The organism is Bacillus sp. ABP14 (assembly GCF_001831375.1).
Lineage (GTDB): Bacteria > Bacillota > Bacilli > Bacillales > Bacillaceae_G > Bacillus_A > Bacillus_A paranthracis.
This window is the reverse complement of the sequence record NZ_CP017016.1, coordinates 3,119,335-3,141,505: the sequence shown is the minus strand read 5'-3', so window position 1 is coordinate 3,141,505 and position 22,171 is coordinate 3,119,335. Positions and strand designations below refer to the sequence as shown.

The window sequence follows — 22,171 nt, the reverse complement described above, 5'->3', positions numbered from 1 at the left end:
ATGAAGACTATAAACGTATTTCATTATGACGCATTTACGAATAAACCGAATATGGGGAATCCAGCAGGTATTGTATTAGATGCAGATGGATTAACAGAAGAGGAAATGCAGCGTATTGCTGAAAAAATTGGATTTAACGAAACAACTTTTGTTCTTTCTTCAGAAGTAGCACATATAAGAATGCGCTTTTTTACACCTGGTTTTGAAATGGATTTATGTGGTCATGGGACAGTTGGGACAATATTTGCCTTGCGTGAAAGAGGTTTATTAGAAGAGAAAAGTAACCTTACGATTGAAACGAAGGCTGGGATTTTACCGATACAAATAGGTGTAAATGAAAATGGAGAAACTTTTATTAAAATGAGGCAGGCAGCACCTCAGTTTAAAGATTTTGCAGGTTCAAAAGAAGAATTAGCTCGTAGTATTGGTTTAGAAGTAAATGATTTAGATGTAAGTTTACCGATTGTATATGGAAGTACGGGTAATTGGACTGTAATTGTACCGATTAAAAATCTAGATGCGTGTGAGAGAATGAAGCCTAACAATGAGATGTTTCCATCAGTATTAAAAGAAATACCTAACGCTTCTATTCACCCAATTTGTCTAGAAACTTATGATGAATTAGCACAAATGCATGGACGTCATTTCTCATCGGCTTATGCTGGAACGATAGAAGATCCAGTGACAGGAACAGCTTCAGGTGTAATGGGGGCGTATTATGCGATGTATTTGGAAAAAGATTTTGACCATGAAATGGAGTTAATTGTTGAACAAGGACAGGAAATACATAAAGATGGTCGTGTAACGGTGTATGTAACGAAAGTTGAAGGGAATGCGAATTTACAAATTGATATTGCTGGAACAGCGGTGTATGTGAAAGAATTTGAAGTTTCAATATAAAGTGAAACTTTAATCAGTGGGTGGGGCATCCCCACTGATTATTAGTTGAACCAATCGGGCTTTTACGGGCAGTTGATCCCCCACCTAACTTCTTTGCTTCCGTTGAATTTTGAGGTGAGGGTCTTACTGCCCGTTAATGCGGGACAAAAAAGAAAGCCCGGCATACATCCGGACTTTCACTATCTGTTCAATACTTCAATATACGAAGCATCTCCAGTTGTTCTTAAAGCAGAGCGGAAATTGTTATTTTCTAGCGTTTTAGCGACTTGTTGTAACTGCTGTGCATCATCATGATGGATAAGTAAGCTGTCGGCACCGCTTTCTTCTATATGAATGTGTTCGACATTTCCGATTGCATCATGTACAGCTTTTAAAAATTCAGGTTTCATATTGTCCTCCTATATGTATGTAACGTTGTTGTTAGTATTTCCTTATTTTTGAAATGTAAAAGTGAATGAATTTTTGTTATATTATGATTTTGGAAGGGGTTTCCTATTTGTTTGTCAAATAATAGTAAAGTTGTCTTTTGAATTGAGGGAATCTTCGGGATTAAAGGGTGAGGGAATGGACATTTCAGTAATCGCTGCACAACTAGTTAAGGAGAAAGTTATTTCATATTATCCAAATAGCATAAAAGTATTAAACGGAGGAACGACAAGTACTGTGTATTTGTTGGACGAAAAATACGTTGTAAAGCTGAATGAAGCGGAAGTAATACGTGAAGAAGCTTATTTTCTTTCTTTTTATGAAGCAAATACTTTGTTTGCAAAGCTTTTGTATAAAGAGCCTTTACATACATATATTGTGTATTCTTTCCTTGAAGGTAGTACTTCGTGCGGACGAGGACATAAACGAATTACGCTTAGTACTCTTGTAAAAGAAGTTATTAATAAGTATGAAATAGTTTCACGTATAGATGGCTGGGGATGGAAAGAAAGTCCGGTTCAATCTTGGAGTGCATTTTTAACGAAAAATGTGATGGAAGCTTATGAAAATGTAAGACGTTACATAAGTGAGGAAGAGTATAGAACAGTTCTTAAGTTAGCAAATAGCCCAAATAGAGGGACTGGAATAAATCATCCATTTTTACTGCATGGTGATCTTGGGTTTCATAATTTTATATTTCAAGGAAATATGCTACATGGTGTAATTGATCCTTTTCCAGTGTTAGGAGATCCTATATACGATTTAATTTATGCGTTCTGTTCAACCCCGGAAGATTTAACGAAAGAAACGATTGATTATGCGATGAAACAGTGTGTGTTTCATAAAAAAGACCGTAATTTATATGAAGAAATAGTCATAGGCTTATATTTGCGTATAGATACGTGTTTAAGACATCACCCGAAAGATTTAGAAGATTATTTAGTAGCTTGGCGTTATTGGATGGGCGAGGTTGAGGTGACTTTATAGTACAAATATTTTGGGGGAGATTGTGAAATGAATGTTTCAGAAGCGAAAAAGGATTTAGCAATAAAAACGAAGAGAGGCTTGCCAATTATATTAGCTGGTGTTTTATTTTGGATAGTTATGAGTATAGCGGGCTTTGTTCTTTCTGAAAAACAAGTGGTGTGGGTATATTTAATCGGTATGGGATGTGTGTTTCCTTTTGGATTAATGATAGCTGCTATATTGAAAATTGATATGTTTGCGAAAGGAAATCCGTTAGGGGTTTTGGCAGGATTAATTGGTGGGATAAATGTATTGAATATTCCACTTGTATTACTTGCCTATTTTCAATTTCCAGAATGGTTACCTTTTGTAGTAGCGATGTTAATAGGTGTTCATTTTATCCCGTACGTATGGATTTACGAAAGTAAAAGTTACGGTTTATTATCAGTAGGGACTGTATTCGTAACGTCAGTTTGCGGGATTCTTTTTGCGGAAAAAGGATTTACTGTTATTCCATTATCAGTTAGCGTTGTTTATTTACTTACTTTTATCAGTTTATTAATTGAAAACAAAAAAGCAAATCAGTATCAGCAAAAATCAGCTTAATAAAAAATTTAGGGATAGGGGAAATTATGATGAAAAATTTTGTTTGTACAACGTGTGGCGTGCAGTATGCAGCGAGTGTAGAAGAACCGGTGAGTTGTCATATTTGTGATGAAGAAAGGCAATATGTGAATCCGAAAGGACAGTCTTGGACGACGCTAGAAAGCTTACAAACAGGTGATACATATAAAAATGAAATAATCGAAGAGGAAAATGAGCTTTATAGTATTACGACAAAACCAGGGTTTGCGATCGGTCAAACGGCATATGTAGTGAAAACAGAGTCATATCGTTTACTGTGGGACTGCATTACTTATTTAGATGAAATGACAATTACGAAAATAAAAGAGCTTGGCGGATTAGATGCGATTGCATTGTCTCATCCTCATTATTATTCAACGCAAGTAGAATGGGCAGAGACATTTGATGTACCAATTTACATACATGAAGATGATAAAGAGTGGGTGATGCGCCCGAGTAGTCGTATTATTTATTGGTCTGGTGAGTCTTTACAATTAGCGGATGGATTGGTCATTCATCGTTTAGGTGGTCATTTTAAAGGAGGATCTGTCTTACATTGGGAAGAAGGTAATGACGGAAAAGGAATTTTGTTAACAGGCGATATTATACAAGTTGTAGCAGATGAGCGATGGGTAAGCTTTATGTACAGCTATCCAAACTTAATTCCATTACCAGCGAGAAAAGTGGAAGAAATGGTGAATCGAGTAAAGCCGTTACAATTTAATCGTTTATACAATGCTTTTCATCGTGTAGTAAAAGAAAATGCAAATGAGGCAGTGGAACGTTCTGCTGAAAGATATATGAAGGCGGTAGAAGGAAAGTTATTTCATACGTAAAAGGAGAGTTAGACTTTATGAATACGTTAGTATGCTTCGGTGATAGTATTACAGCTGATGAAACGTTTTTTGATGGAACGCCGAGGTTAACACCGCGTTTGCAAGAGATGTTTCCGAATTGGAAGGTGGTAAATGCGGGGGTTCCGGGTGATAATACGTTCGATGCGTTACATAGAATTGAAGAAGATGTATTATCACATAAACCAGATTTCGTAACAGTTTTTCTTGGCACGAATGATGCAGTTTCTTTTTCACAAGGATCATTACAAGTATATAAAGAAAACTTAGAGAAGATTGTGAAGCGGATTTCGTCAGATAAAGTACTGCTTATTAGTCCCGCGCCAGTTGATGAGGAAAGACAGCACAATAGAACAAATAAAGTGCTCGGTCAGTATGCAGACGTGGTAGAGAAAGTGGCGAAAGAAACAGGAAGCTATTTTCTAAATTTGTACGCCGAAATGATTCAGGAACGGAATTATAAAAGGTTTGTAGAAAATGATGAAAAAGATGGTTTGCACTTTGGGATAGAAGGCTATGAGTATGTAGCGAAGTTGATTGGTGAAAAGTTAAAAGGGATTTTATAAAAAAGCAAAGCGATATCGCTTTGCTTTTCATTGTTTTTAACAGCTCAATCTAGAAATGCTTGTTGCAATGCTTTCAGTCCATCACTGTAAATACCATGAAACAGATTTATTGCCTCTTCATCACTAACCTCAACAGGAGTGAACGTACCAGACCACTCTACTAAAGATGTATTACTTTCAGTACCTTCTTTCACCTGGATTGTAGATAGATAATTAGTGACTGGAAATGGAGCATTCATGATTGAATACGTGTAATATCGTTCTTTCTCATTGAATACTTCTAAACGTTCTATAATCGTATCACCATCTGGATTAGCTAGGTGACGTACACGACCGCCTTCAGTTAATTTACTGCTAGGTATATAAGGTAACCAGTCTGGAAGGGAGTTGAATCCTCCAATTAATTGCCATACTTGTTCAGGTGAACCGAAAATTTCCATAGATGTAGTAGTGTGTGCCATATTTGTTATGCTCCTTTTTAACCTAAATTTTTTATTTAGTATATAATTTATAAATTAAAACTATATACTTTTTATAACTAAACTATATAATAAATATAGAAACGAAAATTTATGAGCAAGGAAGTTGAAGAACATGACATTAACAATGGGCTTTATTGGATTTGGAAAATCAGCTAACCGCTATCACTTACCTTATGTAAACACACGTAATAATATAAAAATAAAAACGATTTTTGTACGTCAAATAAATGAAGAATTAGCAGCTCCATATGAGGAAAAAGGTGTTAGTTTCACTACTAATTTGGACGAATTGTTGAATGATAAAGACATTCAAGTGGTGACGGTCTGTACGCCAGCACATACGCATTACGAATTAGCGAAAAAAGTTATACTTGCTGGAAAATCAGTTATCGTTGAAAAACCATTTTGCGATACAGTAGAACATGCGAAAGAATTGTTAGCTTTAGGGCGAGAAAAAGGTGTAGTAGTTATGCCTTATCAAAACCGCCGTTTTGATGGTGATTTTTTAGCGGTGAAGCAAGTTGTGGAACAAGGATTCCTTGGTGATATTGTCGAGATTGAATCACATATTGATTATTTCCGTCCGGGTTCCATCAATCACGAAGGTCCGAAAGAAGAAGGTTCATTTTACAGTTTAGGTATTCATACGATGGACCGTATTATTTCATTGTTTGGCCGTCCAGATACGGTGACATACGATATTCGTAATAATGAAGTGGAAGGTGCGGTTGATAATTATTTCGATGTTGGTCTACATTACGGAAATCAGCTGAAAATTAAACTGAAAACGAACCATGTTGTAGCAAAAGATTATCCGCGCTTTATCGTTCATGGAACAAATGGATCGTTTATTAAATACGGTGAAGATCAGCAGGAAAATGATTTGAAAGCGGGTATTATGCCTGAGAGTGCAGGATTTGGTGAAGATTCGCCGATGTACTATGGAATTGCGAAATATCGAAATGCAAACGGTGATTGGATTGAAAAACAAATTAAAACGCCGCTTGGTGATTACGGTCGCTTCTATGATGCAGCGTATGAAACAATCGTAAATGGTGCACCAAAGCTTGTGAAAGATGAAGAAGCAGTAACGAATATTGAAATCTTAGAAAACGGATTTGCTGCACCTTCACCTTCAATTTATAAACTTGAGGCTTTAAACTTGAATGAATAGAAGAGGGAATACAGCATAAAGGAGGTATGGAAATGGCAAGCGGATCAACTCAAGTAAAATACCTCGGCATTTATCAAAAAATGAAACAGCAAATTTTAGACGGCGAATATAAAATTAACGAAAAAATTCCAAGTAGCCCCGTCCTTGCTGAAGAATTCGATGTTTCTGTCCTTACCATAAAAAAAGCGCTGGATCTGTTAGTGAGAGACGGCTACATCATTCGCCGGCGCGGAAGTGGAACTGTCGTTCAAGATTGGCGTCAACAGGAAAAAGCACGAATGATTCAAACTTTAACAGGTACAAAAGCTGTTTATGGTAGCGAGGTAGAAAGTAAAATTATTGAGTTTACGATTGTCGGTGCCGATGAAATTATTGCTGAAAAATTGGGCATTTCAGTAGAAGATTTTGTATATAAAATCATCCGCCTCCGCATCATTCACAGTATTCCAACGATTATGGAGCATACATGGATGCCTATTTCGGTCATACCGGGTGTTGAAGTTTCAGTTTTAGAGGGATCGATCTACTCGCACATTCAAAATAAACTTGGTCTTGAAGTGGGAACATCCGTTGTTAGGGTCAAAGGAGTTCGTCCAGATGATAAAGAAAGGCAGTTTATGAACTTAACAAATCAAGATTTCCTAATGAGAGTTGAACAAGTGGCCTATTTAACCGATGGACGAACTTTTGAATACTCTTACGCTGACCATCTGCCGGAAACTTTTGAATTCGAAACAGTCATTACCGCAAAAAGTTATAAAGAGGCATAAAAAATAGGTTGGGGCACGTATTGCTTCAACCTATTTTCTGTCTTTAATATGATAGGAATAATTATTATTCAGCTGTAATAAGCATGGACGTATTCCCGTTTTTTCAAGATGAACTTCTCCCTAAGTGCAGAGCGAATCAAGTATGGCTCCTAAAGATGAACCGTAATCTGTTAAAGAATACTCTAACAAAAAATGATTAATTAATCCAAGACTTAACATTTGATTAATAGAACTGTAAGGTTTAAAATTACAGTATAGATTTAAGAAGTGAGTTATCATCATCTGTAAAATGTAGTTTCAACTATTTTATAAAAGAAGCATGCAAAGAAACGAGTAGTAAAAATAAACGAAACATTGCCGAATAACTAACATTACGTGAATTTGATTCTAAACTGTAATTTTTTTTAATACATTTCAATAAACGATATTTAAAGTGTACATTTTATAAAGAACATTAAAGGAGTGAGTGAAATATGGTGGTTTTATATACAACAGCAAGCTGTGCTTCATGTCGAAAAGCGAAAGCATGGCTGGAGGAGAATCAAATTGATTATACTGAAAAAAACATCGTATCCAATTCTATGACAGTGGATGAACTTAAGTCCATTCTTCGTTTAACAGAAGAGGGTGCTACTGAAATTATTTCAACTAGATCCAAAACTTTTCAAGACTTAAATATAAATATAGAAGAGCTTTCGCTAAATGAATTTTATACATTAATAATTGAGCATCCACTAATGTTACGTCGCCCAATTATGCTGGACGAAAAAAGATTGCAAATTGGTTTTAACGAAGAAGAAATTCGTAAATTTTTACCACGTAGCGTCCGAACATTTTTAAACATTGAACTGCAAAAGTTGGCTAATTAATAAGTAATATTTTTTAGGGAAAGTGGTATGAAAGGAGGAAGCAGAAAATGATAGAAGTATGTGTTACAGTCAATTATAACGATAGAAATTATCAAACAAATGTTATTGTAAGTAAAGATACGATATGGACAAAAATTAAACAATTGGCAGAAGAACAAGTGAAGAAACAATGGAGTGTTTAATGTATTTTTAATTTAAAAAGCTAAATAAAGTTAAGGAATTTATTTCTTTATGCTAAGTGGTTCTTATATATTTTAACGTTCAACTAACCTATCTGTAATATTTATGGCTACAGTATGTTAATATAGGAGAAATAATATTTTTGATCGTAGGAGGAAAACAATGAGCAGCGACTTTACTTTGGCCATACACAGTTTAACTTATTTAGCTTTACAGCCAGACCGGATGTCAACAAGTAATGCGATTTCAGAAAGTGCGGGGGTTCACCCAGTGCGTATTCGCAAAGTGCTAAGTTTGTTAAAAAAACATAAGTTTATACAATCGAAAGAGGGGACTGGTGGCGGTTTTATTTTCGCTCGAGATTTAAGTGAAGTTAACCTTTGGCATATTTATCAAATAACCTCTGAAGGTGCGTTGCAGCCTAAGTGCCCAGAATCAAATGATCAATGTATTGTAGGTTCAAACATGCGAAAAGTGCTGTTCACTATTTTCTTAGGTGCGGAAGAACATTTAGGTAAATATTTAAAGAACTATACAATGAAAGAAGTTGTTGATCTTATCAATCAAGAACGTTAAGCGGCTTACTTGTTATATAGAGCCGTAAGTTCTTTCTATTTAAATGTAATGAAAAATATTACAGTTTAATTTCGTTTTTATTTCTTTTTTATCAGCACAAAAAATATTTATAAGAAGGTGAAAAAGTATGATGTCAAATAATAATCATGTTTTAAAAGTAGGAGATTGGGTTCGTGGAATATCAAATGAAGGTGAATTAATAGTTGGTTATATTGTATCACTTGATGATGTAGAGGATATAGTTACAGTTAGTATTGTGAAACGTGACGGCCAGTACACAATAAACGAAGCGATTTTACTCTTTAGTAAACACGTTAACAAACTCCCTGAATCAAAGGTAATAAATAAGGAACAAATCCTCTATCTTATAGATCTTGCATTATTAACGGGGGATGAAGAATGGTTTATCGAGCTTTCTTCAAAATTAAACTCGATAAAAGAGCTGGTTAACGAGGGGTTTTAAAGATTACATGATTGGCTTTTAATAGTTTGAATCGTGCAATAAGCAATAATATCATCTCTTTTGTTGCACTTTAATAAAAGAGGTGATTGATGGTATGAAAATAAAAATAATTAGCATCATATGTTTTCTGAGTTTTTTATTACCCTGTATTTCCGCTCAAGCAATTGTAAAAATAGAAAAGAATAGAAATGAAAGCTTTGACATAGATTTAACCGGTTATGAGCTTTATTCGTTTGGTGATTTTAATCAATTAGGTTATAAGATAACGCCACTTACTCAGCTGTTTTTAGGGATAATTCAAACAGAAGGTGAGTGGATTGATGAACCAAGATTATATATTAAGGGAAATAAAGGTTATTTTCATCTTTGGAAAGCAGACGGTACGAATGTTCTTTATACTGTTGAAAAGAGTGGTGATTTTTGGGGAATTATAGATGTAAAAAGGAAGGAAATTAACAGAATACCTGTACCAAAACAGTTTTTAAAAGAAGTAGTCATGAATCTCTTATTAGAGCCAATAAGTAAAGAAGTTGAAAACTATTATAAGGAACCAACACTTTGGTATCGAGGTTCTGAAAAAATACTTGAAATAAAAACAGATAAAACGAACAATATTTTTTATGTAACTGTTCAAATTCAAACTTTTGAGGGTGCGCATAATCCACCTTATGGAGAGGACACAATTACTTTTCGTATAAAAGGAAACGATGTAAAAACGATTCGGTATAAACATAGAGATATTCCTGAAGAAGAGTTGAAAAAACTAGAATTAAGATGATATTGCATTGAGTTGTTTGTACACCCCTAATAACGATTATTATGTAAATAAGCTGTCCATATGGGCAGCTTATTATATTTTTGCGCTTAGTTTAGGTTTTACAAAATGTTAGCGATTTTCTCGTTACCATCAAGTTAAAATATGTATTTTCCTAAAAATGTATATCAATACAATTGGTATAATATATATCCTGAAAATTGGTTTGTATATTTAATGAGATATTTATTTTTAACCACATTAATTGTTTGTTAGAATATCTTTTTTGTTTAAAATAAATTTTTAAAACAAAGAAGAATGTAAGTATCTTTATAATGACTAACTTTAATAAGTAATATATGATTGTATTTTATGCTAATTCATTCAGTTTTAAGTGATAGGAATAAGGGTTTCGTGCTAACTGTAAATTATTATCCGTATAAAATTATACCTATTAAATATTTCTGAAAATATAAAAATATTAATTTTATAAATATACACGTTATAATGAGGGCGTCGAGAGAAATTTTATTATCTCTGGAGAAAATATAAAAAATGCGATTATTAGTAAGAAAGGTGTGTGATTTGAGGCGAAATGTATGTAATGTGCTTCAGTGGCTTGTGTAAGCAATATCATCAGTGCTACCGAAGTTATGAAAGTAATGTATAGAATTGAGAAAGAAACGCCTCGCAAATGAAGAGAGGCCGGTTTAGCTAAAATTACTGTTAAAAGTAAAAAAGAGAAACCATTAAAGTAATACACTGTTATTAGAAATGTTGCAACGTATTTATGAAGTCTATTCCATATTGTTCTCTTAAGGGGTCTTTATATAAAGAGCGGATATTACGAGTAAACTTTTTTGTGAACGCTAACAATTATATTAGGACGCTAATTAGTGAATGTTTCAATTTGGATTCATTATGATGAAGGACATACAATGTGGGGCAACTTGTAAGGAATTCATTTTCCAGAAAGGGAATATTTGTTAGGTGCAAAGAGAGATGCAGGAATAGATACAAGGGGGAGTTATTATATGAACGGGAATACTGCAAAGAAAATAGAAGTTCAAGCTGAAAATACCGCACGAAAAAATGAGCAATATGCAGATCCGAAAAAGTGGCATAAGCAGGATACTACATGGGCACTGAGTCTATTTGGAACTGCAATTGGAGCAGGGGTGCTCTTTTTACCGATTAATGCAGGTTCAGGTGGTTTATTATCTTTACTACTAATTACATTGCTTGCATATCCAGTTATGTACTACTCACATAGGGCGCTTGCTAAAATGATATACGCTTCTAATTCTGCTGATGAGGGGATCACAGGTACAATTAGAGAGTATTTCGGAAATAAAGCGAGTATCATTTTTAACATCGTATATTTCGGTTCAATTTATACAATCGTACTAATGTATTCGGTTGCGCTTACAAACACTGCAAGTAGTTTTATCGTGCATCAATTGCATATGCCAGAACCTCCAAGAGCTATTTTATCACTTGTATTAGTTCTTGGTCTTATCGCTATACTGAATTTTGGTCAAGATATTACTGTAAAGGTAATGAGTATGTTAGTGTATCCTTTCATAGTTTCTTTACTGTTTATCGCAATATCTTTAATTCCACAGTGGAATACGTCAATGCTTAGTTTTTCAGCTGTTTCAACTGCTTCAACAGGAACAGGCTATTTTGGGACGATATTGATGATTCTACCAATCATCGTATTCTCATTTAATCATTCACCTATGATTTCATCATTTGTTGTGAAACAGAGAGCTACGTATGGAATCGAAGCCACTGATGCGAAATGTGCGCAAATACAAAAGGTTTGTTATATTATGACATTCGCTGTTGTTATGTTCTTCGTTTGGAGTAGCGCATTGAGCTTGACTCCAGATGATATAAAAATGGCAAAAGAACAAAACTTATCAATTCTTTCATATCTTGCTAATGAGCTTAATTCGCCTGTAATCACGATTGCGGCTCCAATTATTGCTTTTGTGGCTATTACAAAGTCTTTCCTTGGCCATTATATCGGAGCATTTGAAGTAATGCGTGACATGATTATTAAGTTTGGTAAATCACGTGGAAAAGATATTGAAGAAAAAACAATTAAGACAATAATCCTTACTTTCGTTGTATTATCATGCTGGTTTGTTGCTTATACAAATCCAAGTATTCTTGGACTTATTGATTCTCTAAGCGGTCCTTTAGTTGCTGCTATCTTATGTCTATTACCGATGTATGCGATTCAAAAAGTACCGGTATTAGCTAAATACAAAGGGAAAATGAGTAACGTATTTGTTATTATTGTAGGTGTACTTACTGTTTTAGCAAGTATTAAGTCATTATTCTAATTCACGATTGTTAGTTCTAGTACAAAATAAAATAAAACGATTTTGGGACAGGCTTCTCCGTTTGGAGAGTTTGTCCCTTTTTAAATGAGTGATAAAAGGTCATCTTTCACATAGGCTCTTTTTGTACAAAAGGTTGCTTTATTGCGTAATATTTTTATCTTATTGATTTTATGAGATTTTTACGCATAATTGTAACTAAGGGAGATGATTCCAAGTTGAGTAAGCCGAATATAAGTACAACAGTTTCAGGAGATATAATTGTTACCCGTCTTATTGGCAAGATTAAAACAGATGATGTTTATGAATGGTTTAATGACTTCGAGCAGGTATGTCAGCAATTCATTTCCGAGGGACGGAAATACAAATTGTTAGTGGATAGAAAAGGATATACGCCAGATCATTTTTCTGTTCAAAAAGCATGGAAAGATAAATTTTTCAATGAAACGATTTTGAATCACAGTAAGGCAATTGCCTTTCTCCTTGAAGAAGGGGAGATACTGAATTATTTACAACAATCCAATACAAAAGAATGTGTGAAAATTTTTGATGATTATGAACAATCAGTAGTTTGGTTGAATGAATATCCCATATGACACTTTTAGCGAACCAGTTGCTCAATCAACTGGTTTTTTTATGCATGTAATGCTTTCGTTGTCTCTGCACTCGGAATCAAGGAAGTAGAAAACTTCTATATGAAATGTTTCGTACTAAAGGACATACATTTTTAATGCGTTAAATATAATTCATATTAGCACCAAGAAGAAGAGAATACGCTTTACGCTATTAGTAATATTGAAAGGTCGTACGATAGAGTCACATAAATTTAAAAATATGAATGTGGCATAAAGTGATTAAGGAGGATAAAGATATGAGCGCTTCAAATTTGAATGAAATAAGTAAACAAATTTTAAAAGAAGAGGAAACACTTCAATTTTCCTCTTTTACAAATGAAGATGCACTGCAACTAGGTTTATTTATCGTTGAAACAGCAAAGCAAGAGGGTAAAGTGATTGCTGTTGATATAACAAAAAACGGTGTGCAATTATTTCATTTCAAGATGACAGGGACAAATGAGGAAAATACGAAATGGATTGAGCGTAAAAAACGAGTCGTTTCCCTGCATGATCGTAGCTCGTATTATATGCAGATACAAAGTGAAATAACTGGAATCTCATATAATGAAAAATATCTTTTAAATACTTCGGAATATGCTGCGTTTGGTGGGTGCTTTCCTATCAGAGTAAAAAACGTAGGGGTTATTGGAATGATAACAGTTTCAGGATTACCACCAGAAGAAGATCACGAATTGGTAGTAAGAGCGGTTAAAAATCATTTGAAGCAATAGTAAAAGTAAATGTGATGGTTAAGTAAAAGCCAAGAATGAACATATTATTGTTCGTTTTTGGCTTTTTATTATTTTTTCTTATAGTCGGCTAAGAGGGTTCTATTATAGGTGGTATTTGAATTATGCACTGTTCTTTGGATTACATCATCTTTTTCAAGTTTGCGAAATTTCTGTAATTGAAGGTGTTCCAAATTAAGAGGAAATTTTTTGGGGAAAGTAGCTACATTTCATATTTGTGTAAATATGAAACACGCAGGATACATGAATAGAGAATGGGTAAAATAGTACCGAATGATCACTAGATTTTATTAATGATGTTATAAGATTTTTTAGAGCAACCGAAGGAAGTAGTGTGTTTAGATTCAGAATGACTGGCAATTGGTGTTATGGAGTTCAATGATTTAAAAATGGACTCATTTAAACGCATATTATCTTCGAGATGTATCATTTTGAAGAATATTAAAACTTGGGAGGAAATGAATTATGACAAAAGATTTCTATACTGCACTGAAAGAAAGACGTACTTACTATGGGATTAATAAAGAGGTACAAGTATCAGATGAAAAAATTAAAGAAATCGTGGAGTTTGCTGTGAAATATACTCCATCAGCTTTCAATTCTCAAACTGCGCGATTAGTTGTATTATTTGGTGAAGCTCATAATAAATTATGGGATATTACAACTGAAACATTAAGAAAAGTAGTTGGAGATGGAGATTTCTCAGGAACGCAACAAAAAATGGATTCCTTTAAAGCTGGTTATGGAACAGTACTATTCTTTGAAGATGAGGCTATCGTTAAATCGCTTCAAGAGAAATTTGCTGCATATGCTGAAAACTTCCCAATTTGGTCACACCAAGCATCAGGTATGCACCAATTAGTCGTGTGGACAGGTTTAGAAGCAGAGGGATTAGGGGCATCTTTACAACATTATAATCCATTAATTGACGATGAGGTAAAACAAGAATGGAATGTCCCTGCTAATTGGAAACTAATTGCACAAATGCCATTTGGTAATCCAACTGCTACTCCAGGTGAAAAAGAATTCCAACCGCTTGAAGAACGTGTGAAATTTCATAAGTAATATTCAAATGTAATAATACAATTTAGTTATAGTAGAGTTATTCGCTCTTTTTCGGGATAGGACTATGCTATTGATGAAATCGGAAAAATACTATTATATTTTTAAAAAGAACAAGGTGATCATTTTTGATCGCCTTGTTTGACATTTGTACAATTAATCTACGCATTACGCTTAATAAGCTAAACAGCATAAATTATTATGTATATTATCTAGTTATAGTTACCAAACATTTTTCAACACTATTTTACCTATTGCATTATTCGACTCCAAATACTCGTGTGCTTGTGCAACTTCATCAAACGTGAAAGTTTTCGAATCTAGCAATGGACGAAGTTTTCCTTTAACGAGTTTAACGAAAAATTAATTGAAGATTTCGATGAAACTGATATTTTTTATATCGATCATTATCTTTGAAAATGAGTGGTAACTAAGGATAAACTTAGAAAAGTATTACGAAATAAATAGTATGTAATGTAAGACATTTTTATTGACGATAATAATTTATGTGGTTAATATACTATACATAATATTATTTAATTACTAAAAGTAATTAAATATATGTTGTTTCGTAAAATATTATAAATAAGTAAGTCGTGGTAGAAACGCTTTGAATTTCCACTATTAATATTGGGGACAATTAGAAAGCGAAAGGTATAAAAAGAATTGGAATTTGATAACTCTTTGTTTTTTATAAAAACATGAGCTTCTGTACAATTCATTTTTAATATATTGACCAGGATTATACAACAAGAGGGGGACTGAAATTGGAATCAATGACCTTTGTTTTATTTGGAGCGACAGGGGACCTAGCGAAACGCAAAATTTACCCCGCACTATATAACTTATATAGAGATCAAAAGCTTCCAAAGCAAATATCCGTTATCGGGCTTGGGAGACGTGAAGTATCTCATGTAGATTTTCAAAAAAGAATAAAAGAATCAATAGAGACGTTTTCTCGTCATAGAGAAGAAGGTACTCCAGAACTCGAAGGTTTTTTAGATAATTTTCGTTATTGTCCATTAGATGTGAGTAAGCCGGAAGATTATGAGAGATTATTACAAGTCGTTCGTGAAAGGGAAGAAGAACTACATATAAAAGGGAATAGAATGTTCTATCTTTCCGTTGCTCCTGAATTTTTTGAGACAATCGCTTTAAATATTAAGGAAAGTGGACTTGATAAAACGGATGGATGGAAACGCCTAATGATTGAGAAACCGTTCGGGCACGACCTTACATCTGCTCGTGAGCTGAATGATAAGCTTAGTCGCACGTTTGAAGAAGACGAGATATACCGTATTGATCATTATTTAGGTAAGCCGATGATTCAAAACCTTGAAGCACTAGAGTTTGCAAATCCTGTTTTACAATCGATTTGGAATAAAGAACATATAGCGAATGTACAAATCACAGCGAGTGAAACAGTTGGGGTTGAAGAAAGGGCAGGATATTATGATCAGGCAGGAGCCATTCGAGATATGGTTCAAAATCATATGTTACAAATATTAATGATGACTGCTATGAATTTGCCGGAAAAGGTTAATGCATGTGAAATTCGAGAGGAAAAGCGAAAGGTAATGGAGGCGCTTCGTAAAGTGAAAAAAGAAGACGTTCAAAACCATATCATTCGCGGACAATATGGTGCAGGTGAGATAAATGGCGGGCAAGTTGTAGCATATAAAGAGGAGCCAGGAGTAAATCCTTCTTCTAATATAGACACATTTGTTGCTGCTCGCTTGTGGATCGATAATCCATTTTGGACTGGCGTTCCCTTTTATATACGAACAGGTAAACGAATGAAAGAAAAGTCTACTCGTATTGTAATCGAATTTAAAAATACGTTAAAACAGCAATATCAAGATAGTAATCCAAATGCAGCACCTAACTTGTTAATAATTGAAATTAGCCCAGGTGAGAACGTTTCATTACAGTTAAATAGTAAAAATCCATTGAAAAATGGAGAAATTGAACCGATCCGTATTAACTTTACTTGTGAGCAAGCGGATGTGGGAGTACCTGAAGCGTATGAAAGACTCATTCATGATGCTGTGAGTGGAGACGCTACATTCTTTGCACATTGGAGAGAAGTTGAATTGTCATGGGAATGGGTACAACCAATTCTTGAAGCATTCGAAGAAAACTTATTACCACTTCATGAATATGAGTCTGGTTCATATGGTCCAGAGGCATCTAATGAATTATTGCAAGAAAGTGGATTTAAATGGTGGTTAGATCAAGAAACGAAAAAATAAGTACTTTCTTTCATGAAAGCATGTAGGGGGACGATTACTATGACACAAAACATAAATCAATTAGCAGTGAATACAATTCGTACGTTATCAATTGATGCTATTAATGCGGCAAATTCAGGTCATCCAGGTCTTCCGATGGGAGCAGCGCCAATGGCTTATGCATTATGGGCGAATCATTTAAATCATAATCCTAATCATCCGAAATGGTTTAACCGTGATCGCTTCGTTTTATCGGCGGGACATGGATCTAGCTTATTATATAGCCTACTTCATTTAGCTGGATATGACGTTTCAATTGATGACTTGAAAAACTTCAGAAAGTTAAATAGTAAAACACCAGGACATCCTGAGTTTGGTCATACTTCTGGAGTTGAAGCGACGACAGGCCCGTTAGGACAAGGGATTGCCAATGCTGTCGGAATGGCAATGGCAGAAGCGCATTTAGCAGCGAAGTTTAATACGGATGTTCACTCTATTATTGATCACAATACGTACGCTTTAGTTGGAGACGGTGATTTAATGGAAGGTGTCGCTTATGAAGCGATGTCAATGGCAGGACATATGAAACTTGGCAAGTTAATTGTGCTGTATGATTCAAATGAAATTTCACTTGATGGTGAATTAAACATTGCTTTCTCTGAAGATATGCAGAAAAGGGTAGAATCTGCACATTGGCAATATGTAAGAGTTGAGGATGGAAACGATGTTGATGCGATTACAAAAGCGATTCAATTAGCGAAAGACAATACGGATCAACCTACTCTTATAGAAATTAGAACCGTTATAGGTTATGGAAGTCCAAAAGTTGCTGGAACGAACAAAGCACATGGTAATCCGCTTGGAGTAGAAGAAGCGACAGCAACAAAACAAGTGTATGGTTGGCATTATGAAGAAGACTTCTTTGTGCCTGAAGAAGTAACAGCTCATTTTAATGAACTGAAACAAAAAGGTATTGAAAAAGAAAATGGCTGGAATGAGCAGTTCAACTTATACAGAGAGTCAAACCCTACACTAGCAGATGAATTAGAAAAAGCGATTACAGGCGAGGTTTTAATCGAAGCGAAAGACATTTTGTCCTTCGATACTGAAAAAACGATTTCTACTCGTGTTGCAAGTGGGGAAGCTATTAACCATTATGTGAAATCGATTCCTTCTATTTTCGGTGGAAGTGCGGATCTTTCTCATTCTACGATGACAGATATAAAAGGTGAAGCAGTGTATGCAGTAGAATCGTATGCTGGTCGAAATATATACTTCGGTGTACGTGAACATGCAATGGGCGCAGCAGCGAATGGACTGGCTCTTCATGGAGGAGTAAAACCGTTCGTGAGTACATTCTTTGTATTTAATGACTATCTTCGTCCATCTATTCGACTGGCTGCATTGCAAAAGTTACCTGTTACGTACGTATTTACACATGATTCAATTGCTGTAGGAGAAGATGGTCCAACGCATGAACCTATTGAACATTTAGCAGCTCTTCGGGCAATCCCTGGTTTAACAGTTATCCGTCCGTCAGATGCAAATGAAACAGCAAGTGCGTGGGCGTATGCTTTACAGCAAACGGAAGGTCCAGTCGTTTTAGTACTGAGCCGTCAAAATTTACCGGTGTTTCATGAAACGAAAGCGAACATAGAGAATCTTTCTAAAGGAGCTTACGTATTAACACAAACGAATGAAAATCCAGATGTAATTTTCATTGCGACAGGTTCTGAAGTATCCTTAGCTGCTAGTGCGAAAGCGAAATTAGAAGAAGATCAAGTTTCTGTTCGTATCGTTGCAATGCCAAGCTGGGAGTTATTCGATCGCCAATCGAAAGAATATAAGGAATCCGTTCTTCCGTCTTCTGTAACGAAACGAGTATCTCTTGAGATGGGCGTATCTCTCGGCTGGGAGCGTTATGTAGGACAAGAAGGAAACATATTATCGATTGAAACATTTGGAGCTTCAGGAACTGGGGCTGAAGTCATGAATCTATTTGGATTTACGACAGAAAATGTTGTTCAAATTACAAAAAATGTATTGAATTCTTAAGCTATGACTGTGAATACCTTTCCGTACATATCAGTGCTGCAAGGTATTCCAGATTGTAGTGATATGAATTTGTAATAAAAGATGATTTGAGGAGGAATTATATTATGCAAGTAGGATTAATTGGTTTAGGTAAAATGGGATTAAACTTAGGGAAAAATTTAATGGATCATAAACATGAAGTAGCAGCATTTGACTTGAATGCAAGTGCAGTGGAAGAAATGAAAGAGTACGGGGCTACAGGTACATCTAGTTTAAGTGAACTTGTTCAGTCATTACAATCACCAAGAATTCTTTGGGTAATGGTACCACACGCTGTTGTAGATTCTGTTATCGATGAGGTTACACCACTTTTATCAAAAGGAGATATTTTAATTGAAGCGGGTAATTCACATTATAAAGAGTCTATTCGCCGATATGAGCAACTAAAGAAAGATGGTATTCACTTTATGGATGCAGGAACTTCTGGCGGAATGGAAGGCGCTCGTAATGGTGCTTGTTATATGATCGGAGGAGATCAAGAAGCTTGGGACATTGTTGAACCTATCTTCCGCGATACTGCTGTAGAAAATGGATACTTATATGCTGGAAAAGCTGGTAGTGGTCATTTCTTAAAAATGGTTCACAACGGAATTGAATACGGTATGATGGCTGCTATTGGTGAAGGATTTGAGATTCTAGAGAAAAGTGAATTTGATTACGATTATGAAAAAGTATCAAGAGTATGGAACAACGGTTCAGTAATCCGTTCATGGTTAATGGAATTAACAGAAAATGCATTTTCTAAAGATGCAAAACTGGATGAAATTAAGGGTGTTATGCATTCTTCTGGTGAAGGAAAATGGACAGTAGAAACAGCATTAGACCTTCAAACAGCAACTCCTGTTATCGCAATGTCTCTATTAATGCGCTACCGTTCATTAGACAATGATACATTTACAGGAAAAGTAGTAGCTGCTCTGCGCAATGAATTTGGCGGACATGCAGTAGAAAAGAAATAAACATCTTAAAATTTTAACTCATTGACGTTTAAAAAATGGAGGGAATAGATCATGAAATTTTTTATTGATACTGCAAATCTTGAGGACATAAAAAAAGCATATAAACTTGGAGTTTTAGCTGGTGTTACAACGAACCCTTCTTTAGTAGCAAAAGAGGGCATTAAATTTGAAGACCGTATTGCAGAAATTTGTCAGGCAGTACCTAAAGTTGAATCGGTTTCGGCAGAAGTAACGCCAGATGCTGTTACAGCTGAAGAGATGATTGCTCAAGCAGAAGAACTGATTAAAATTAACGGCGGCGATGAAAAAGTTACAATTAAACTTCCGATGACGCTAGCAGGATTAGAAGCTTGTCGCTACCTTACTGAAAAAGGTGTGAAAACGAACGTTACACTTATTTTCACGGTGAACCAAGCACTTTTAGCTGCTCGAGCAGGTGCAACGTATGTTTCTCCATTTTTAGGACGTTTAGATGATATTTCTGAAGATGGTGTATTATTAGTTGCTAAAATTGCTGAATTATTCGATGTTCATCAATTAGATACACAAATTATTGCGGCGTCTGTTAGACATCCAGATCATGTAACTCGTGTAGCGATGGCAGGGGCTCACATCGCAACAATTCCTTATAAAGTAATTGAACAACTTGCTATGCATCCATTAACAGATCAAGGTATTGAAAAGTTCGCTGCAGATTGGGCGAAAGCACCTAAATTATAATGTATAAAAGTGAGAGGCTTTCCGAAAATTGCTTTTCATGAGAGGACAGATTCCTAGGTAACTTCATCGTTTAACTTGGATCCCGAGTTTGGAGTCTTACTATGTGAAAATAGCAAGAGAAGAAAGTGTCATTCACTTTTGAAGAAGGAAAATATGCTTACGCGTAGCGTTTATCACAATAACATTACAATTATGAAAGAGAAATCCCCTTATCAGAGAGAGTAGGTAACATGTATCTCTGGTAAGGGAGATTCTTTTTATATAAATTATTATGTTGTGAAGATGGTTTGTATATCGATATATAAATTTTTACTCAAAAAAGAACTATATAGGTTCTTTTCATTGTATAGCATTTTTGAAAGGGTTTACATAAAGGGGTGGAACTGCGTATGAATATGTACCTTTTAATGATTACATTATTATCAATTGTAATTGTTATTTTAGGGGTATCGTGGTGGAGATGGCATGCGTTTATTAGTTTAACGATTGCAAGTTTGTTTTTAGCTATTATGTCTGGAATGCCAATGGATAAAATAGTGAGTGCTTATGAAACGGGAGTCGGAAGTGTTCTTGGGCATTTAGTAGGTATTTTAGTATTAGGTACAATTTTAGGGAAAATGATGGCAGAGTCAGGTGCTGGAATGCAGGTGGCAGAGTTCTTTATTAAATCCTTCGGAATAAAAAACTTACCATGGGCGATGTTAATTGCGGGTTTTATTATTGGAATTCCGGTGTTTTTTGAAGTAGGTATTTTAATATTATTGCCGTTAGTAATTTCTATTCATAAAACAACGAAACAAAATATTTTATTGATAGCGTTACCAGCAATTGCTGGGCTATCTGTCGTACACGGTCTTGTTCCTCCGCATCCAGGGGCAATCGTTGCAATAGGTATTTATAAAGCGAACCTTGGGAAGGTATTATTGTATTCACTCATTATTACATTTTTTGCAGCGATTATTGCAGGTCCTATATTCGCTAAATGGATTCATAAACGTGTAATTCCTGAAAATGAGCCAGAATTGATTCGTGTAAATACAAAATCAACGAAATTACCAGGAATAGGAGTTTCATTTTTAGTTATATTGTTACCAGTTATGTTAATGGTTTTAGCTGCAGCGGCTCCTTATGTTCCACTTTCTACTACTTTGATGAAGATTATCACATTAATTGGTAGTCCTATCATTGCGTTATTGATTGCATGTTTTGCAGCGTTTTATTTTCTTGGATTTCGTCAAGGTATCGATAAAAAGGCTATTAAGAAGGTAACAGAAGATAGTTTATTACCAATCGGTTCAATTGTTGCGATTATTGGTGCTGGTGGCGGATTTAAGCAAATTCTTATCGATAGTGGTGTAGGCAATGCTATTGCTCAAATGTCTGAGCATTTAGCGCTATCTCCAATTGTATTAGCATTTATAGTAGCGGGACTAATTCGAATTGCGACAGGGTCAGCGACAGTCGCTTTAACAACAGCAGCAGGCATCGTTTCACCAATCATTGAAAATACGACAGGTGTGAATTTAGAGTTGCTCGTCATTGCAACAGGTGCAGGAGCATTAATGTTTTCACACGTAAACGATGCTGGGTTCTGGATGGTAAAAGAATACTTAGGTTTAACAGTGAAAGAAACATTTAAAACATGGACCGTATTAGAAACGTTACTTTCATTTATCGCTTTTGGAGGAGTTTTACTACTCGATATGTTTGTTTAAAATAAGGATATTATTATATGAATTAAGAGAGACAACTTTAGCACATAACGTTACGAACAGATAAAATAA

Annotated in this window: 22 protein-coding genes and 4 pseudogenes; 22 read left to right on the top strand and 4 right to left on the bottom strand. The window is 35.0% G+C overall.

The genetic code is table 11. The annotated features are described in order from the left end of the window. Positions 1–900 carry a PhzF family phenazine biosynthesis isomerase gene (locus BGI23_RS16290; protein ID WP_070806566.1) on the top strand — a complete coding sequence of 300 codons (900 nt, stop codon included), beginning with the start codon at positions 1–3 and terminating at the stop codon, positions 898–900. 179 nt (positions 901–1,079) lie between these two features. Here the strand turns inward: BGI23_RS16290 and BGI23_RS16285 are convergent, their stop codons facing one another. Beyond that, positions 1,080–1,289 carry a hypothetical protein gene (locus BGI23_RS16285; RefSeq protein WP_000801653.1) on the bottom strand — a complete coding sequence of 70 codons (210 nt, stop codon included), beginning with the start codon at positions 1,287–1,289 and terminating at the stop codon, positions 1,080–1,082. Between the two features lie 175 nt (positions 1,290–1,464). Between BGI23_RS16285 and BGI23_RS16280 the strand changes: the two genes are divergently transcribed. Genes BGI23_RS16280 through BGI23_RS16265 form a run of 4 tightly spaced genes read left to right on the top strand, consistent with a single transcriptional unit; the run spans position 1,465 to position 4,336 of the window. Further along, a complete protein-coding gene (locus BGI23_RS16280; protein ID WP_070806565.1) occupies positions 1,465–2,313 on the top strand; it encodes an aminoglycoside phosphotransferase family protein in 849 nt (282 codons plus the stop codon). 27 nt (positions 2,314–2,340) lie between these two features. After that, entirely contained in the window at positions 2,341–2,898 is a 558-nt protein-coding gene (locus tag BGI23_RS16275; RefSeq protein WP_070806564.1) for a DUF7010 family protein, read from the top strand. Between the two features lie 26 nt (positions 2,899–2,924). Beyond that, complete coding sequence (locus tag BGI23_RS16270) at positions 2,925–3,752, top strand: MBL fold metallo-hydrolase (RefSeq protein WP_083322758.1); 828 nt, start codon at positions 2,925–2,927, stop codon at positions 3,750–3,752. A gap of 17 nt (positions 3,753–3,769) precedes the next feature. Next, positions 3,770–4,336: an SGNH/GDSL hydrolase family protein gene (locus BGI23_RS16265; RefSeq protein WP_070806562.1), complete on the top strand. Its 567-nt coding sequence runs from the start codon at positions 3,770–3,772 to the stop codon at positions 4,334–4,336. A 44-nt stretch (positions 4,337–4,380) separates the two neighbouring features. Here the strand turns inward: BGI23_RS16265 and BGI23_RS16260 are convergent, their stop codons facing one another. After that, positions 4,381–4,797 (bottom strand): SRPBCC family protein, encoded by a 417-nt coding sequence (locus tag BGI23_RS16260; protein ID WP_070806561.1) that lies wholly within the window; start codon positions 4,795–4,797, stop codon positions 4,381–4,383. Between the two features lie 133 nt (positions 4,798–4,930). Here BGI23_RS16260 and BGI23_RS16255 point away from each other — a divergent pair, with 133 nt between their 5' ends. Together BGI23_RS16255 and BGI23_RS16250 are read left to right on the top strand one after the other, a co-directional pair. Then, positions 4,931–5,992: an oxidoreductase gene (locus tag BGI23_RS16255; protein WP_070806560.1), complete on the top strand. Its 1,062-nt coding sequence runs from the start codon at positions 4,931–4,933 to the stop codon at positions 5,990–5,992. Positions 5,993–6,024: 32 nt separating this feature from the next. Beyond that, on the top strand, positions 6,025–6,762 hold the full coding sequence (locus BGI23_RS16250; protein WP_000146301.1) for a GntR family transcriptional regulator: 738 nt from the start codon (positions 6,025–6,027) through the stop codon (positions 6,760–6,762). Between the two features lie 120 nt (positions 6,763–6,882). Here the strand turns inward: BGI23_RS16250 and BGI23_RS29065 are convergent. Further along, positions 6,883–6,948: pseudogene (locus BGI23_RS29065) on the bottom strand (winged helix-turn-helix transcriptional regulator); the annotation flags it as partial. A gap of 287 nt (positions 6,949–7,235) precedes the next feature. Here BGI23_RS29065 and spxA point away from each other — a divergent pair. From spxA to BGI23_RS16200, 9 genes and pseudogenes are all read left to right on the top strand, one after another. Further along, positions 7,236–7,631 carry a transcriptional regulator SpxA gene (gene spxA, locus BGI23_RS16240; protein ID WP_044793224.1) on the top strand — a complete coding sequence of 132 codons (396 nt, stop codon included), beginning with the start codon at positions 7,236–7,238 and terminating at the stop codon, positions 7,629–7,631. 47 nt (positions 7,632–7,678) lie between these two features. After that, on the top strand, positions 7,679–7,813 hold the full coding sequence (locus BGI23_RS16235; RefSeq protein ID WP_000573532.1) for a BA3454 family stress response protein: 135 nt from the start codon (positions 7,679–7,681) through the stop codon (positions 7,811–7,813). A gap of 160 nt (positions 7,814–7,973) precedes the next feature. Next, positions 7,974–8,387, top strand: coding sequence for an Rrf2-family transcriptional regulator SaiR (saiR, locus tag BGI23_RS16230; protein ID WP_000093220.1), 414 nt, complete (start codon positions 7,974–7,976; stop codon positions 8,385–8,387). Between the two features lie 127 nt (positions 8,388–8,514). Further along, positions 8,515–8,850, top strand: a complete 336-nt coding sequence (locus BGI23_RS16225; RefSeq protein ID WP_000987462.1) for an IDEAL domain-containing protein — start codon at positions 8,515–8,517, stop codon at positions 8,848–8,850. 94 nt (positions 8,851–8,944) lie between these two features. Then, complete coding sequence (locus BGI23_RS16220) at positions 8,945–9,628, top strand: DUF3888 domain-containing protein (RefSeq protein WP_070806559.1); 684 nt, start codon at positions 8,945–8,947, stop codon at positions 9,626–9,628. A gap of 1,010 nt (positions 9,629–10,638) precedes the next feature. Further along, entirely contained in the window at positions 10,639–11,958 is a 1,320-nt protein-coding gene (locus BGI23_RS16215; RefSeq protein ID WP_001014189.1) for an aromatic amino acid transport family protein, read from the top strand. Positions 11,959–12,099: 141 nt separating this feature from the next. Beyond that, positions 12,100–12,551, top strand: a pseudogene (locus BGI23_RS16210) (STAS/SEC14 domain-containing protein). A gap of 242 nt (positions 12,552–12,793) precedes the next feature. Further along, positions 12,794–13,303 (top strand): heme-degrading domain-containing protein, encoded by a 510-nt coding sequence (locus BGI23_RS16205; protein WP_138321501.1) that lies wholly within the window; start codon positions 12,794–12,796, stop codon positions 13,301–13,303. 483 nt (positions 13,304–13,786) lie between these two features. After that, a complete protein-coding gene (locus tag BGI23_RS16200) occupies positions 13,787–14,386 on the top strand; it encodes a nitroreductase family protein (RefSeq protein WP_000158945.1) in 600 nt (199 codons plus the stop codon). A gap of 219 nt (positions 14,387–14,605) precedes the next feature. On the opposite strand, the pseudogene BGI23_RS27635 reads toward BGI23_RS16200, so the two are convergent. Next, positions 14,606–14,728, bottom strand: a pseudogene (locus tag BGI23_RS27635) (zinc-binding dehydrogenase); the annotation flags it as partial. Between BGI23_RS27635 and BGI23_RS27630 the strand changes: the two are divergent. From BGI23_RS27630 to gntP, 6 genes and pseudogenes are all read left to right on the top strand, one after another. Next, positions 14,723–14,800 (top strand): annotated as a pseudogene (locus BGI23_RS27630) (glucose-6-phosphate dehydrogenase); the annotation flags it as partial. The pseudogenes BGI23_RS27635 and BGI23_RS27630 overlap by 6 nt on opposite strands. 350 nt (positions 14,801–15,150) lie before the next feature. Then, positions 15,151–16,635 (top strand): glucose-6-phosphate dehydrogenase, encoded by a 1,485-nt coding sequence (gene zwf / locus BGI23_RS16195; RefSeq protein WP_000445343.1) that lies wholly within the window; start codon positions 15,151–15,153, stop codon positions 16,633–16,635. A 39-nt stretch (positions 16,636–16,674) separates the two neighbouring features. After that, positions 16,675–18,669, top strand: coding sequence for a transketolase (gene tkt / locus BGI23_RS16190; RefSeq protein ID WP_070806558.1), 1,995 nt, complete (start codon positions 16,675–16,677; stop codon positions 18,667–18,669). A gap of 104 nt (positions 18,670–18,773) precedes the next feature. After that, positions 18,774–19,667 carry a phosphogluconate dehydrogenase (NAD(+)-dependent, decarboxylating) gene (gene gnd / locus BGI23_RS16185; RefSeq protein WP_001195912.1) on the top strand — a complete coding sequence of 298 codons (894 nt, stop codon included), beginning with the start codon at positions 18,774–18,776 and terminating at the stop codon, positions 19,665–19,667. 51 nt (positions 19,668–19,718) lie between these two features. Further along, positions 19,719–20,387, top strand: a complete 669-nt coding sequence (fsa, locus tag BGI23_RS16180) for a fructose-6-phosphate aldolase (RefSeq protein WP_000667676.1) — start codon at positions 19,719–19,721, stop codon at positions 20,385–20,387. Positions 20,388–20,776: 389 nt separating this feature from the next. Further along, positions 20,777–22,102 (top strand): gluconate permease GntP, encoded by a 1,326-nt coding sequence (gene gntP / locus BGI23_RS16175; RefSeq protein ID WP_070806557.1) that lies wholly within the window; start codon positions 20,777–20,779, stop codon positions 22,100–22,102. The last annotated feature ends 69 nt before the right edge of the window (positions 22,103–22,171 follow it).